At 64.7% G+C, this 13,922-nt stretch carries 12 protein-coding genes and 1 pseudogene; 6 read left to right on the plus strand and 7 right to left on the minus strand.

Annotated elements, in window-relative coordinates:
- Nucleotides 1-28 precede the first annotated feature (28 nt).
- From purU to ACFVYC_RS07225, 4 genes are all read right to left on the minus strand, one after another.
- Nucleotides 29-958, minus strand: a complete 930-nt coding sequence (gene purU, locus ACFVYC_RS07210) for a formyltetrahydrofolate deformylase (RefSeq protein WP_387548459.1) — start codon at nt 956-958, stop codon at nt 29-31.
- Nucleotides 959-961: 3 nt separating this feature from the next.
- Entirely contained in the window at nt 962-2,872 is a 1,911-nt protein-coding gene (locus ACFVYC_RS07215) for a BCCT family transporter (RefSeq protein ID WP_387548462.1), read from the minus strand.
- Nucleotides 2,873-2,944: 72 nt separating this feature from the next.
- Nucleotides 2,945-4,360 (minus strand): ferredoxin reductase, encoded by a 1,416-nt coding sequence (locus ACFVYC_RS07220; protein WP_387548465.1) that lies wholly within the window; start codon nt 4,358-4,360, stop codon nt 2,945-2,947.
- Complete coding sequence (locus ACFVYC_RS07225) at nt 4,357-5,661, minus strand: SRPBCC family protein (protein ID WP_387548467.1); 1,305 nt, start codon at nt 5,659-5,661, stop codon at nt 4,357-4,359. Before ACFVYC_RS07225 ends, ACFVYC_RS07220 begins: the two co-directional genes overlap by 4 nt.
- A gap of 159 nt (nt 5,662-5,820) precedes the next feature.
- Here ACFVYC_RS07225 and ACFVYC_RS07230 point away from each other — a divergent pair, with 159 nt between their 5' ends.
- The gene (locus tag ACFVYC_RS07230) at nt 5,821-6,753 is read left to right on the plus strand and encodes a LysR family transcriptional regulator (RefSeq protein ID WP_387548470.1); all 933 of its coding nucleotides are present in this window, start codon (nt 5,821-5,823) and stop codon (nt 6,751-6,753) included.
- Nucleotides 6,754-6,820: 67 nt separating this feature from the next.
- Entirely contained in the window at nt 6,821-7,489 is a 669-nt protein-coding gene (locus tag ACFVYC_RS07235) for a hypothetical protein (protein WP_387548473.1), read from the plus strand.
- On the opposite strand, the gene ACFVYC_RS07240 is transcribed toward ACFVYC_RS07235, so the two are convergent.
- Nucleotides 7,427-8,236, minus strand: a complete 810-nt coding sequence (locus ACFVYC_RS07240) for an IclR family transcriptional regulator (RefSeq protein WP_387548475.1) — start codon at nt 8,234-8,236, stop codon at nt 7,427-7,429. The genes ACFVYC_RS07235 and ACFVYC_RS07240 overlap by 63 nt on opposite strands.
- A gap of 61 nt (nt 8,237-8,297) precedes the next feature.
- Nucleotides 8,298-9,641: a LuxR C-terminal-related transcriptional regulator gene (locus ACFVYC_RS07245; RefSeq protein ID WP_387548477.1), complete on the minus strand. Its 1,344-nt coding sequence runs from the start codon at nt 9,639-9,641 to the stop codon at nt 8,298-8,300.
- A gap of 74 nt (nt 9,642-9,715) precedes the next feature.
- Between ACFVYC_RS07245 and hxlB the strand changes: the two genes are divergently transcribed.
- The 4 genes and pseudogenes from hxlB to ACFVYC_RS07265 all read left to right on the plus strand — a co-directional run bounded on the left by hxlB (nt 9,716) and on the right by ACFVYC_RS07265 (nt 13,068).
- The gene (gene hxlB / locus ACFVYC_RS07250; RefSeq protein ID WP_387548480.1) at nt 9,716-10,318 is read left to right on the plus strand and encodes a 6-phospho-3-hexuloisomerase; all 603 of its coding nucleotides are present in this window, start codon (nt 9,716-9,718) and stop codon (nt 10,316-10,318) included.
- A gap of 53 nt (nt 10,319-10,371) precedes the next feature.
- Nucleotides 10,372-10,995, plus strand: a complete 624-nt coding sequence (gene hxlA, locus ACFVYC_RS07255; protein WP_387548483.1) for a 3-hexulose-6-phosphate synthase — start codon at nt 10,372-10,374, stop codon at nt 10,993-10,995.
- A 252-nt stretch (nt 10,996-11,247) separates the two neighbouring features.
- A pseudogene (locus ACFVYC_RS07260) lies at nt 11,248-11,941 on the plus strand (carbohydrate ABC transporter permease); the annotation flags it as partial.
- Between the two features lie 38 nt (nt 11,942-11,979).
- Nucleotides 11,980-13,068 (plus strand): LacI family DNA-binding transcriptional regulator, encoded by a 1,089-nt coding sequence (locus ACFVYC_RS07265; RefSeq protein ID WP_387548486.1) that lies wholly within the window; start codon nt 11,980-11,982, stop codon nt 13,066-13,068.
- Nucleotides 13,069-13,092: 24 nt separating this feature from the next.
- Here the strand turns inward: ACFVYC_RS07265 and ACFVYC_RS07270 are convergent, their stop codons facing one another.
- Nucleotides 13,093-13,767: a GntR family transcriptional regulator gene (locus tag ACFVYC_RS07270; RefSeq protein ID WP_387548489.1), complete on the minus strand. Its 675-nt coding sequence runs from the start codon at nt 13,765-13,767 to the stop codon at nt 13,093-13,095.
- Between the last annotated feature and the right edge of the window lie 155 nt (nt 13,768-13,922).

Genomic DNA, 13,922 nt, shown 5'->3' on the forward strand with positions numbered 1-13,922 from the left:
TCCTGTTTTTGCGTAAGAGGCGTTGGCGTTAGCGGAAGACGACGGTGCGGGTGTTGTTGAGCAGGACCCGGTGCTGGGAGTGCCACTTAACCGCGCGGGACAGAGCCTGGGATTCGGCGTCCCTGCCTACCGTGACCAGCGCGTTCGGGTCCAGGCTGTGGTCCACCCGGAACACTTCCTGCTCGATGATCGGGCCCTCGTCCAAATCTGCGGTGACGTAGTGCGCGGTGGCTCCGATGAGCTTCACGCCGCGGTCATAGGCCTGGTGGTACGGCTTGGCACCCTTGAACCCGGGCAGGAAAGAATGGTGGATGTTGATGGCGCGGCCGCGGAGGCTGGCGCACAGGTCGTTGGACAGGACCTGCATGTAGCGTGCCAGGACCACCAGGTCCGCGTTGTACTCGGCCACCAGTTCCAGCAGGCGCGCTTCGGCTTCGGGCTTGGTAGCGGCCGTCACCGGGACGTGGATGAAGGGCAGGCCGGCGGCTTCCGCCATGGGGCGAAGGTCCTCGTGGTTGGACACCACGACGGCGATCTCCGCACCCAGGCTGCCGGCGCGCCAGCGGAAGATGAGGTCGTTAAGGCAGTGGCCGAACTTCGAGACCATCACCAGCAGGCGCTGGGGGCGGCCGTCGTGGATGGCGAACTCCATGTCGAACTCATCGGCGACGGCAGCGAACTCAGCACTGAGGCCTTCCGCGGAAACTTCCTTGTCTCCCGGGGTGAAGGCCGTGCGCAGGTAGAGCTTGCCGCTGATGTGGTCATCGAACTGCTGGTGTTCAACGATGTCGAAACCGCGGTCAGCGAGGAATGCGGTGATCGCCCGGACGATTCCCGGCCGCTCCGGGCATGCAAGGGTAAGGACGTACTGTACGGTGTCGGTACCGCGGACGCCGGCGACGGCGCCGGCCTCCGCCGTCACGTTGGCAGTGGGGCGGCCTTCAAGGACTGTGGTCATGGTCTACTCCTGGTTCTTTACGGGGGCTTGGGTGTCAGCGGGGGAAGCCGCGCAGCGGCTGTCGTCCGGACAGCGCTGATCACATTGATGCTTGGTAACGAGATCAAACTGGACGCCGCCGTGCTGGTCCACGCCGCTGCGAATGGCGCGCTCCACTACGGAGTCCGCCAGCCGGCGCCGGAGGGACAGCGGATCCCGGCGCAGGTCCTTGACCAGGGCGAAGCACAGCAGCAGCATCACCAGCACGAACGGCAGGGCCGCCACGATGGTGATCCGCTGCAGGCCGGAGAGCGCCTCGGACGGTTCATCGCCGCCGGCCAGCAGCATGACAGCCGCCACGGCACCGGTGAGGAGGCCCCAGAAAATGACCAGTCCGCGCTTCGGTTCGGCGGAACCGTTGGAGCTTAGGGATGACATCACCAGGGATGCCGAGTCCGCCCCGGTGACGAAGAAGATTCCCACCAGGACCATGGCCAGGACAATCACCGCTCCGGTCAGCCAGGCGGGCATGGAGAGGTTGTTCACGAGGTCGAACAGTGCGCCGTCGAAGTCGATGGACGGGGTTCCGTCCGTCATGGCCACCAGCCCCGGGGTGCCCGCCTTGTCCGCTTCCTCCTGGACGTGGAAGGCGGCCCCGCCAAAGATCCCAAACCAGATGACGCTGACGACGCTGGGGACCAGCAGGACGCCGGTGACAAACTGGCGGATGGTGCGGCCCCTGCTGATGCGGGCAATGAACATGCCCACGAAAGGCGTCCAGGACACCCACCAGGCCCAGTAGAAGATGGTCCAGCCGGACATCCAGGTCCGCAGCGCCTCTTCACCCACGGCCTCGGTCCGGGACGACATCTCGGCCAGGTCCCTGGCGTAGTCCCCCACTGCGGCGGGGATGAGGTTGAGGATAAACAGGGTGGGGCCGGCGATGAAAACGATGAGCGCCAGGACCACGGCCAGGACCATGTTGATGTTGGACAGCCACTGGATGCCGCGGCTGATGCCGGACACGGCCGAGGCCACGAAACACGCAGTCAGGATGGCAACGATCGCCACCAGGACGGGGGTGCCGATTTCGCCGATCCACCCGTTGGAGGTCAGGCCGCTCCCGATCTGGAGGGCGCCAAGGCCCAGGGAGGCCGCTGTGCCGAAGAGCGTGGCAAAGATGGCGAGGATGTTTATGAACTTCCCCACCGGCCCTTCCACCGTCCTGATGCCGAACAACGAAGTGAACGCTGCGGAGATCAGCTGGCGGCGGCCCAGCCGGTATGTGCCGTAGGCCATGGCGATTCCGACCACGGCGTACATGGCCCAGGGGTGAAGGGTCCAGTGGAAGATGGAGGTGGCCATGGCCGTCTGGATGGCTGCCGGTGTCCTGCCGTCCACCGTTCCCGGCGGCGGAGAGACGAAGTGGTAGAGGGGCTCGGCCACGCCGTAGAACATAAGGCCGATGCCCATTCCGGCTGCAAACATCATGGCGATCCATGAAACGGTGCGGAATTCGGGCTTTTCGCCGTCCTTGCCGAGGGGAATGTTGCCCCATTTGCCGAGGGCCAGCCAGAGGACGAAAACAACGAACAACGAGGCCAGGACCATAAAGAGCCAGCCGGTGTATTCCATCACCCAGTCCAGGGCGAGTGTTGAGGTGGCGGCCAGGCTGTCCCGGCCCAGGAAGCCCCAGGCCACAAAGGCCAGGGCGAGGACACCGGTGATGCCGAAGGTGGCCTTATCCAGGGTGAGCTTACGGTTCCGCCGTTCTGCCACAGCCTGTTCGGCCTTGGTCTGGCGGAGTTCCTGCATGATTTGTTCGGTGGCCTCCGCGTCGTGTGAGCCGTGGGAGGAAGGAAAGTTCTCCGGCGCAGGAACCAGTGCGGGTTCCTCCAGCTCAAGGGGGGGTTGAGTGTCGCTGTTCAAAGCCATGTCAAGTCCTTTGGTTTGAATTCATGGGCTGACGCTCTACTCCGGCGTCCCCAAGCCGGGTGGAACATCGGGTCAGGCATCTATCACCAGGTCCGTTTGCGCGATGGAGCAGCAGGGCAGGAACTTGCCTGCAGAGATTTCCCGTGCCCGGATCCCGCCCTGGTGGTTCATCTCGATCTCCCCGGAAAGCTTGACGACCTTGCAGGAGCCGCACATGCCTTCCTTGCAGTTCGCGCCAATCCTGACGCCGGCCCGCTGGGCCACCTCGAGGATGCGCTCGGTGGGGTCGATCCGCACGTTGATGCCGGTACGCATGAAGGACATGGTGAGGCTGCCTGTTCCCACCGTGTCGAAGCTCGAGGAATCTGGGGAACCGGCTTCCGGCGCCCCGCCCGGGCTTTCGGCGGAGGAGTCGGAGCCGGGTGCCTTCGGGTCGATGATTTCCAGCGGCAGCCCTGAGGCCTGCAGGGTTCCGTCGGCGTCGTAACCAGGTTCGTAGAGGCTGAACGCGGCGGGCTGGCTTTCAAAATAGTCCTCGGCGGATTCGGCGATCTCCTCGGCGATCTCCTCGGCGAAGTCGGCTGCATGCGCCACCTCCGCCTGGTATTCAAGGAGCGTCTGGCGGTCTCCCGAGAAGAACTCCATGTAGATGGAAGTGTCGTCGACACCGACGTTCGTGAGGAGCTCGGTGGCGGTATTCAGGTAACCCTCGGGACCACATGCGTACACCTGGCGGCCGTTCGCATCGGGAGCCACCTCCTCCAGCATGGCCGCCGTCAGCCTTCCTTTGAGCCCTTCCCACCCCTCCGGTACGCTGCGGTCACCCAGGGAGTAGTAGATCTTGACGCGCGAGTCCACGGAGGCGACATAGGCCAGTTCCCGGTGGAAGGCAAAGCCTCCAGCATCCGAGCCGTGGTAAAGCACCACAACATCGGCGTGTCCGGGCAGGGAGTGGATAGTCCGCACCATGGACATGATGGGAGTGATGCCTGCGCCGGCAGCAAGCAGGAGATACCGTGCCCGCCGGTCGGCATCGGGCAGGTGGAATGCTCCCACCGGTCCCAGCATTTCAAGAACGGTGCCGGGTTTGACGTTCTCGTGCACCCAGGGCGAGACCAGTCCCGTGGGATCGCACTTGACGGTGATGCTGAAGGTCCACGGCTCGGTGGGCGAACTGGACAGCGAGTAGCTGCGGTCCACCGGATCCTGGTCCTCGCCATTCACGGGAAATGCTACGTTCACGTACTGGCCGGCACGGAACGCCAGCGGCGCACCGTCACAGCGGCGGAACACGAAGGTCATCATGGCGCCGGCCTCGGGAACGGTCTCGACGCATTCGGCCATGAACTCCTGCGGATGCCACGGGCCCAGTGCACGGGCTGCCCGGGCGGGTGCCTCGGGGCTTCCCATCACCCTGTTCCACGGCATCTCAAGACCGCGAATACGCTGTGGTTCCTGGATTGCCGTTTCAGTGAGGAGTTCAATCATGCCAAGTGCTCCTGCACGCGCTGAACGTACCAGTTGATGAATGCTTCCACCTGGTATTCGCTCTTCATGTAGGGACCGGGCTCGTAGGCGGGGCTGCCGGCACCCTGCTGGCAGAGCTCCACGAACGCCTTGTCCTGCAGGTTCGTCTGCTTCCAGGTGTAGGTGAGCTTCTCCAGGTCGTAGTCCACGCCTTCAACGGCGTCGTCAGCAACCAGCCAAGTGGTGCGTACGAGGCTCTGGTGTTCGTTGATGGGGAAAACACCGAACGTGATGACGTGGTCGCCGAGGAAATGGAACCAGCTGTTGGGCTGCAGGTGCATCGAGCAGCGGCCAAGGCGGAAGTCGGGCAAGTCACCGAGCAGTTTCTTGGAAAGCCTGCGCCCGTCGGCGGAAAACGATTCACCCTCTCCATCGAGTGATTCCCGCGAGATGCGGATTCCCGCGATGCGGGTATCAAGCTGCTCGACCACCTCGTAGGGAAGGCCGTAGCGGCGGCAACGCTCCTCGAGGGAGGACTGGGCCTCCTTGTTCCGGTCCCACACTTCCTGAAGATGCGGCGGGACCAGGCCCTCCGTGAGGCCCCAGGTGGGAAAGAGGGAGCAGGCAAGCTCAGGGTGTCCGTCGCAGTGGTAGCACTCACGGTTGTTCTCCATGACGAGCTTCCAGTTGCCCTCTTCGATGATGTTCTGCTGGTAGGCAATCTTTGTTTTGGCGAGATCGTGGGGCGCCAGGTAGGGCTCAAAGATCTTTGCGGTTTCGTCGAAGTCCGTCGGCGGTTCATTCGCAATGCAGACGAAGATCAGTCCGGCGACCTCGCGGCCGTGGGCGCGCTTGAGGCCGAAGCAGCTCTTGTCGAATTTCGTTTCCCCCGGCGCGGAGGCATGGATCAGGTTGCCCTCCGGGGAGTAGGTCCAGGAGTGGTAGCCGCAGACCAGGTTTCCGGTTGACCCGGCAGCTTCGGTGAGAACGCGGGCGCCGCGGTGGCGGCATACGTTGTGCAGGACGTTCACGTCGCCGTCGTCGTTACGCAGCACAATCAGGGAGTAGGGACCGTAGTCGACGGTGACGTAGTCGCCCGGCTCCGGCAGTTCGGCGGTGCTCGCGGCAAAGATCCAGTGCTGGCCGAAAATGGCTTCCATGTCGATGTTGAAGATCGAGGCATCGGTGTAGAAGGGGGCATCGAGGGAGTAGCCGGTGCGCCGGAACTCAAACAACGCGGTAATTTCTGCCAGCTGTTCGGCAGGCAATGACGCAGCGAGTTTTCCGCGTGAATTGAGGGGCACGTTCACTGAAGCAGTCATGGGTTTCCTCCCGGGAGGCATGGGTAGTGGGTGTTGCGTGGTGACCACGGGTACGCGGGTGGTAACGGCGTGGTCGAAGAACCTGTAATGATGAGATTAGGGTCACAGCAGCTGCAAAAAAAGCGCAACATTTCGAAGATAACCATGCAGAATAGGTGCATGATCGATGCGAGGCTCATCACGCTCCGCGTGTTCGCCCGGTGCGGCACCATAGGCGCGACCGCGGAGCTCACGGGCTATTCTCCCTCTGCCGTCTCCGCCCAGTTGCGGGAGCTCCAGCGCGTGCTTGGCATGCAGCTGCTGGCGAAGGACGGCCGGGGCGTGCGGCTTACCGCCACGGGACGCTTTCTCGTGGCGGGCTCGGATCCCCTCATTGCCCAGTGGGAGAGCCTGCGCGCCGCAGCCATGGAGGCAGGCGACCAGGTGCAGCCGCACTTTGGCCTCGGCGGATTCTCCACTGCAGCCGCCCAGCTGCTCGCACCGCTGGCCGCCACCCTGCGCTCAACCCGCCCACTGCTGGAGGTGCAGGTTCTTGAGGCTGATCCAGCCCGCTGCTTCGACTTGTTGATTGCGGAACGAATCGACCTTGCCGTCATAGTTGCCATGCAGTCCGACACTTACGGCGAGGATGATCCGCGCTTCGAGCAGAGAGTCCTGCTCGACGATCCACTGGATGTGATCATTCCCGGTGACCATCCGCTGGCATCCCGGGAAACAGCGACGCTCGAAGAGCTGGCATCGGAACCCTGGATCACCGAGGCCGCGGGTTCCACCTACCATTCCCTCTTCACCGCGGCCTTTACGGCAGTCGGGGTGACCCCGCGGATTGCCCATGAAGCCGTTGAATGGGAAACCCAGATCGCGTTCGTGGGTGCGGGGCTGGGCGTGGGCCTGCTGCCCCGGCTGGCGCCCTTGCATGGTGCCGAAAACGTGGTTCGGCTGCGCATCACCGGTAACGCGAAACCCACGCGCCGCATTGTCGCCGCGGTGCGCAGGGGCAGTATCGCCTCACCCCTGATCCAGGAGTCGCTCGGCATCCTGCAGGTTAACGCCAACCGGATCCTCACCACCCGGCTCGAAGAGGACCTCTGAGCGCTGCCGGCGTGGGTGGCGTCCTGGCCGGCGGGCTCATTTCCCGGGCGACTCGGTGTGCCGGACCGTGAAGTCCGGGCTGCACCGCATCCTCAGCCACCGCCCGCTGGCGGTGGTGACCGGCGTGGCCACCCTGAGCCAGCTCGGCCAGGGCGGACTGGCGGCGGCAGCAGTTGCGCTTTCGATTGAAAGGGTTGGCTCGCCCAGTGAAGGGGCGCTCCTGGTGACAGCATTCGCCGTCGGCAGCCTCGTCGGTGCCCTGCGCGAGACGATTCGGCCCACCAGGGCCCGCCCGCACGCCGTGATGATGATGGGCTTCCTGGCCACCGGACTGCTCACCAACGGAGCAGCATTCGCCTTTGGCACGGCCTGGACGGTGATTGCGATTGGCCTGTCCGGGTTGTTCACCGCTCCCACCTCCGCAGCCATGCTGTTCCTCCGCGGCCACCTGAGCCCGCCGCACCTCCGGTCCCAGATCTTTACCGTCGGTGCAGGCTTCCGGGCAAGCGCGTCCGCCGCAGGAGCGGCCGCTGGCTGCCTCGGCTACCGGGCTCGGCGGAGGACTGGCCGTGGCGGGAATCGGCGCGATCTGGGTGGTTCGGGCGCGCTGATGGCCGGATATCCGTCGGATTGGCCCAGCGTGCGAAACGCCGGGCCTAATGCCTGCTCGCGGCTAGCGGCGAGTAAAGCCCATCTTCGCGCTGACCTGCAGCCCCGCGTCTTTGAGTGCATCTAGCAGTCCCGGGATCCCTTCGGGATCAAAGCGGAAGGCAGGGCCGGAGATGCTGATGGCCCCGATCACGGCGCCCAGGTGGCTAAAGACCGGAACAGCCACAGCCGTCAGTCCGATTTCGAACTCTTCCCGCACCACCCCGTAGCCGTCACGGGCGACGTCGAGCAGCTGGTTTTCGAGTTCCTTGCGGCTGGTGATGGTCCGCGGCGTCCGCTGCGGCAGCCCGGTCTCCTTCAGGATGCGGTCCCGGTCGTCAGCGGGCAGGGCGGCCAGCAGGACCTTCCCGCTCGAGGTGGCGTGGAGCGGCGTCAGGTTGCCCACCCAGTCGTACGTGGCGAGGGTGGACGGCCCCATGGCCTGGTCCACGTTGACGGCGTAGTTGGAGCGCAGGACGGCGAGGTTCACCGTCTCCTTGAATTCCTCCGCCAGGGCCTCCAGGACGGGCCGGGCCTCCCGGACCAGGCTAAGGCGTCCCGGGATGGAGCTGGCCAGGCGCAGGATGCCGAAGCCCAGCTGGTACTTGCCCCGGTCGCTGTTCTGGTGGACCATTTCGCGGCTCACCAATGAACCCAGCAGCCGCGAGACGGTGGACTTGTGGATGCCCATCTCCTCGGCGATGTCGCTCACGCCGGCATGGCCGTCCCGCGCCAGGATTTCCAGGACAGCGAGGGCCCGGTCCACGGACTGGACGCCGCCGTGCTGGCCCTGTTCCGCATCGCCGTCGGGTTCGCGTTCCTTGTTCGCAGCCATGATCCATGGTCTCAACTAGCCTGCGCAGCGTGAAATCGCAGGTTGGATCAGCGGCCCGGTATCAGCGCAGGCCGTTGCTGTGGGCCAGCGCCATTGCTTCGGTGCGGGAGGAGGCGCCGATCTTCCGGTACAGGTTGCGGAGGTGGAACTTCACAGTGTTCTCGCTGATGTGAAGTTTTGCGGCGATGCCCCGGTTCCGCTGCCCGGCGGCGAGGAGCTGAAGGACCTCCAGTTCGCGCGCCCCCAGGTTCCAGTCGGCGACGTCGGCCAGCGGCCGGGCGGGCGGGTCCAGCGGGAGTGACACGGCGACGTCGGCACCCCACCCGGGCATCACATCCACGCCCATGCTCCCGTTCAGCGCCTCTACGCGCTGGACGAGGCGCGCCACGGCAGGTGCCGACGCGGAAAGTTCCCCCGGCCCGTCGTCGCGCACGTTCACCAGGAGGTTCACGCCGTCACAGTCCCACTGCGTGCGCATCCGGCGGACCCCCTGCTGGTCCACCATGGCGAGCACGAGGCCGCGGACGATCGCCCTTGCGGCGTGTGCCACCTCGCCGGGAAGTGCCCGGCCGTTCACGGGCGGCTCGATGAACTGGACGTCGATGCCGCTGAAGTTCATTAGTGGCCGCAGGTCCTCGCGGAGTCGCTGGAACGCGGATGCAACGGGTTCCTCCACCAGATCGGTGGTGCGGTCGTTGAGGGTGCGGAGGCCTACCAGCGCCTTGGCTGCGACGTCGGTTGCCGCCGCCCGGGCAGCGGCGTCGGGCATCGCCGGCGACCTCAGTGCGGCAAGCAGCGTTTCAAGGGTGGTGGAGTGCTGGTCCACCAGTTCCGCGGTCACCCGGACGCGTTCCGCGGAGGCCGCGCGGGATTCAATGAGGTATGACGGCGGCGCATCGGCCACCTTTTCCCGGATCCGCTCGGCTGTGAGCGTCCAGAGGTAGTGGAGGAGCCACTGTGCGTCCGCCGGGGTGTCAGTGTTCCGGACGGGCTGCGGACCAGGTTCCGGATCCGAGAGAACCAGCAGAGCATTGCTCGGCGAGGACACTGCGAGAACCGGACGCACCTCGCCACCGAACACCGCCTCACCGCGCCAGGCATCGCCATCCCCATCTTCGGTGAGCATGGACCGGATGGCATCCAGTTCGGCGATGGACACCCTGCTGATGATCGACTCATCGCCGGTCTTCTTCTGCGGCCGGCCGGTGCAGTCCTCGGTGAAAATCACCAGGGCGCTGGATCCGCGGTACGGGCTGAGTGCCTCCCGCAGCCGGTGGGCGATGTCCGAGAGGGGAGCAGCAGCCACGGCGGCGATGGCCTGGAGCAGGGCTGTGTTGAGGCTTTCCACCTGCCCAGTGTACGGGCAGGGCACGGATTGCCTACCCCTTCGGGTAGTCAGGACCATCCGATCATGCCGTTTTGCCCACCCGCCGGGCGGGCGAGCATTGAAGGGTCACAAACGTTCGAGGAGGTACGCGCATGAGCGCCATTGCAGAAACAGATCCGGCCGCCCTGGCCGGATCATCGCGGGCCTTTGACCGCAACCGGATTCTTGTCCTGGACGAAATCAGCGAAGTGTTCCAACGCGTTGACCCGGCAGAGGTCTCAGCCCTGGTGACCGAGCTGAGGCTGGCAAGCAGGATCTTCGTGACCGGCGCGGGACGCAGCGGTTTGGTGCTGAAGATGGCGGCCATGCGGCTGATGCACCTGGGGCTGACGGTGCATGTGGTCGGAGAGATCACCGCTCCGGCCATCCGTGCCGGCGACCTGCTGCTCACCGCTTCCGGCTCCGGCACCACCGCAGGAGTGGTCAAGGCAGCGGAAACCGCCGTCGCACAAGGTGCCCGCGTGGCCGCCTACACCACCAACGCAGGTTCCCCGCTCGCAGCGGCGGCTGCCGCCGTCGTGCTGATCCCTGCTGCCCGGAAGACGGACCACCGCTCGTCGCTGTCGCGGCAGTACTCGGGGAGCCTCTTCGAGCAGGTGCTGTTTGCCACTACTGAGGCGGTGTTCCAAAGCCTCTGGGACGAGGACGCCGCCGCACCCGAGGACCTCTGGCAGCGCCACGCCAACCTCGAATAAGTTCCCCTCTCCCCCACTGACCCGTTTTCACAACCGATCCGAAAGAGAAACTAATGAAGCTGCAAGTAGCCATGGATGTCCTTACCGTCGAAGCTGCACTCGACCTGGCCGGCAAAGTCGCCGAGTACGTGGACATCATTGAACTGGGCACGCCGCTGGTGAAGAACGCCGGCCTCGCCGCCGTCACCGCCGTCAAGACCGCCCACCCGGACAAAATTGTTTTCGCCGACCTGAAGACCATGGACGCCGGAGAACTGGAAGCCGAAATTGCGTTCGCCGCCGGCGCGGACCTGGTCTCGGTCCTGGGCGGCGCCGACGACTCCACCATCGCCGGGGCCGTGAAGGCCGCCAAGGCCCATAACAAGGGCATCGTGGTGGACCTGATCGGTGTGGCGGACAAGGTGGCGCGCGCCAAGGAAGCCCGCGCCCTGGGCGCCAAGTTCATCGAGTTCCACGCCGGCCTGGACGAGCAGGCGAAGCCCGGCTACAACCTGAACGTGCTGCTGCATGCGGGCGAAGAGGCCCGCGTGCCGTTCTCCGTGGCCGGCGGCGTGAACCTTTCCACCATCGAAGCCGTGCAGCGGGCCGGTGCGGAGGTGGCCGTCGTCGGCGGTTCCATCTACAGCGCCGACGACCCCGCCGTGGCAGCAAAAGAACTCCGCGCCGCGATCATCTAGTTCCCGTTCGCCGAAGGCCGCGATTGACTGGCTGAAATCACGACGGCGGCCCCTGCCTTTCGGGTGGGGGCCGCCTTCCGTGTTGCATGACCATATAAAAGAACGGATGGTGATGCCGGAGAAGGTTGCAGGGCCGCCGACGGTGTAGCACGAGCGGGAAACCTGCCCGGTCCGACGGCGCACGGTCCACGTACAGCCCGCTGCCGTATTTGCCACGTTCGTGTGGCGGGCGCCGTCTGCAGAACGGCCCACACCGAACAGGACTTTGCCACGGGCGATCCCTTCGCCCTGCCCGGCTCGCTCACGTGGGAGAACTACGCCAGGGCCTTTGAAACCGGCGACCTTGGCCGGAACATCCTGAACAGCCTGCTCGGCATGATGGCCGCCTACGCCATCCAGGTACTCGGGTTCCGTCTCAGCAAACTGGTCCGGGGACTGTTCCTGATCGGCATCATCGTCCCGGTCCAGATCGCCCTGGTCCCCTTGTTCATCGACTACTCGGCAGTGAACCTGCTGGACACCTACCAGTCGATGATCATCCCCCTTGCCGGTTTCTCCCTGCCGATGTCCGTGTACCTGTTTTGCTCGTTCTACGAGTACATCCCCAAGGAAACGTATGAGGCGGCTTCGCTGGACGGCGCCGGCCCCTACCGGATTTTCGGGCTGATCACCTTGCCGTTGTCCCTGAATACCGTGGTCACGGTGGTGCTGGTCAACCAGCATCTTCATTTGGAACGACTTCATCTTCGCCAACACCTTTGTCCTGTCCGAGGACCTGAAAACCATTCCGCTGGGCCTGCAGAACTATATCGGCGCCATGGGCAAGGCGGACTGGACTGCAACCTTCGCGGCAGTGTGCGTCACCATCACCCCGTTACTGCTGGTTTTCCTGGTGCTCAACAAAGCCATGATCCAGGGGCTTGAGAGCGGGGCGACAAAGGGATGACGGCCACATCAGATGGATATACTCCTGAAGGAGGACAGATGACGTCAATGGAGAGCCGTTCCGGGAAACCGGGCCCTAAGGGCCTTTCCCGCCGGATTCCCGAGCGCGCGCATCCTGTCACCCTCCGCGACGTAGCCGAAGCGGCAGGCGTTTCCACCGCCACAGTCTCCTTGATCGTCAACAAGAAAAAAGACGCCCGGATCGCAGAAGAAACCAAACAACGCGTGAAAGACGCCATCCGGGCCCTTGGTTACCGCCCCAACGCCATGGCCAAAACCCTGGTCAGCGGCACCTCACGGTTCATTGGACTGGTGGCCGACGGCGTTGCCACCACTCCCTTTGCCGGCCAGATCATCCATGGCGCCCAGGACGAAGCGTGGAAGCACGGGTACGCCCTCCTCATCGCCAATACTGAGGGCAACGGGGAGCTTGAGCAGGACGCGATACAGATGATGCTCGAATACAAAGTGCGCGGCATCCTGTACTCCACGTGGTTCCACCGCCAGACGGACATTCCGGCACCGCTCCGGGAGGCTGACTTCGTCCTGGTCAACTGCTTTTCCAAGGAGCCGGAGTCCCCGGCGGTGGTTCCGGATGAGGTGCAGGGCGGGCGCTCCGCCACCGCGATCCTGGCCCGGCACGGCCACCGCCGGATCGCCTTCATCAATGCCACCATTCCCGCCCCCGCCAAGGACGGCCGGCTCCTCGGATACCGGGAGGCGCTTGAAGAGGCCGGCATTCCGTTCGACCCCGACCTGGTGATGGAAGCCTATCCGGACCAGGAAGGCGGATACGGGGCCACCCCGGAACTCCTCCATCGCGGCGCCACGGCGGTGTACTGCTACAACGACCGGATGGCCATGGGCCTCTACGACGGACTGCGCGAGCACGGCCTGTCCATTCCGGATGACATGGCTGTGGTGGGGTTCGACAACCAGGAAGTCATTGCCGCCCACCTGCGCCCGCCGCTTTCCACCGTGTCCCTTCCCCACTATGAACTGGGCGCGGCGGGCGTGCGGATGCTGCTCGAACTCGACGGTGCACCCGAGGCGGCCTCTGACGGCGTGGCCAGAATCTACTGTCCGCCAGTGGAACGGACCTCCGTCAAGGCCCGGGCGCGGGCCTGAGCCTCGGTTTCGACGGCTCAGCCGCTAGAGAATCTTGCGGATGGTTTCCTCGAAGCTGGTGACGTGGTGCAGGGCCAGCTCGCCGGCCTTGTCCGCGTCACCGGCGGCCACCGCCTTGAGCAGGTCCACATGCTCGGTGATGTGGCCGGTCACGGACGGAACCTTATCCAGCACCACGCACCAGATCCGTGTTGCCAGGTTGTCGTAGCGGATCAGGGTGTCTTCCAGGTGCGGGTTCGCGGCAGCTTTGTAAATCAGCCGGTGCACCATCAGGTCGTAGCGCATCAGGTCGCGGGACTCCCCCGCCCCCGGATCAATTCCGGCGATGGCATCCGCCACCTGCAGCAGTTCCCGGCGCATGCTCTCGCTTGCCCGGTCAGCCGCACGGCGGGCAGCAAGGGGCTCCAGCAGCTCCCGGATCTCCGAAACATCGGCCAGTTCGGTGAAGTCCACATTGGTGGCAAACGTCCCGCGGCGGGGATAGGAAATGACCAGATGGTCAACCTCAAGCCGCTTGATCGCCTCACGGACGGGCGTGCGGCTGAAGCCAAGTTCAGCTGCCAACTGCCCGTCATTGATGGGTTCGCCCGGGCGGATCTCCAACATAATCAGTTTGTCCCGCAGCTGCCGGTACGCGGCCTCAGCCTGCGACGGCGGCGCTTCCTCCTCGGCAGGGGTCAGGGCAAGAAGTGCATTCAAGGGGCTGCTCCGTTCTTTGATCCCCGCTGAACCCGAAACCCGTAGTGTTTCACCGCTTTCGGCCCAGCTATTGACTCAGCTGTGACCCTAATCATACCATTGACCTCACACTGATATATCAGTCAACGAACAAGTGGTATTTCAAAGGAGCATCC

Source organism: Pseudarthrobacter sp. NPDC058329, assembly GCF_042879835.1.
In the GTDB taxonomy this organism is placed as follows: domain Bacteria; phylum Actinomycetota; class Actinomycetes; order Actinomycetales; family Micrococcaceae; genus Arthrobacter.

Bases quoted from the DNA above. Each gene is read 5' to 3' on its own strand.
- purU (WP_387548459.1), bottom strand. From the start codon at position 958: ATGACCACAGTCCTTGAAGGCCGCCCCACTGCCAACGTGACGGCGGAG.
- ACFVYC_RS07215 (WP_387548462.1), bottom strand. From the start codon at position 2,872: ATGGCTTTGAACAGCGACACTCAACCCCCCCTTGAGCTGGAGGAACCC.
- ACFVYC_RS07220 (WP_387548465.1), bottom strand. From the start codon at position 4,360: ATGATTGAACTCCTCACTGAAACGGCAATCCAGGAACCACAGCGTATT.
- ACFVYC_RS07225 (WP_387548467.1), bottom strand. From the start codon at position 5,661: ATGACTGCTTCAGTGAACGTGCCCCTCAATTCACGCGGAAAACTCGCT.
- ACFVYC_RS07230 (WP_387548470.1), top strand. From the start codon at position 5,821: ATGATCGATGCGAGGCTCATCACGCTCCGCGTGTTCGCCCGGTGCGGC.
- ACFVYC_RS07240 (WP_387548475.1), bottom strand. From the start codon at position 8,236: ATGGCTGCGAACAAGGAACGCGAACCCGACGGCGATGCGGAACAGGGC.
- ACFVYC_RS07245 (WP_387548477.1), bottom strand. From the start codon at position 9,641: ATGGTCCTGACTACCCGAAGGGGTAGGCAATCCGTGCCCTGCCCGTAC.
- hxlB (WP_387548480.1), top strand. From the start codon at position 9,716: ATGAGCGCCATTGCAGAAACAGATCCGGCCGCCCTGGCCGGATCATCG.
- hxlA (WP_387548483.1), top strand. From the start codon at position 10,372: ATGAAGCTGCAAGTAGCCATGGATGTCCTTACCGTCGAAGCTGCACTC.
- ACFVYC_RS07265 (WP_387548486.1), top strand. From the start codon at position 11,980: ATGACGTCAATGGAGAGCCGTTCCGGGAAACCGGGCCCTAAGGGCCTT.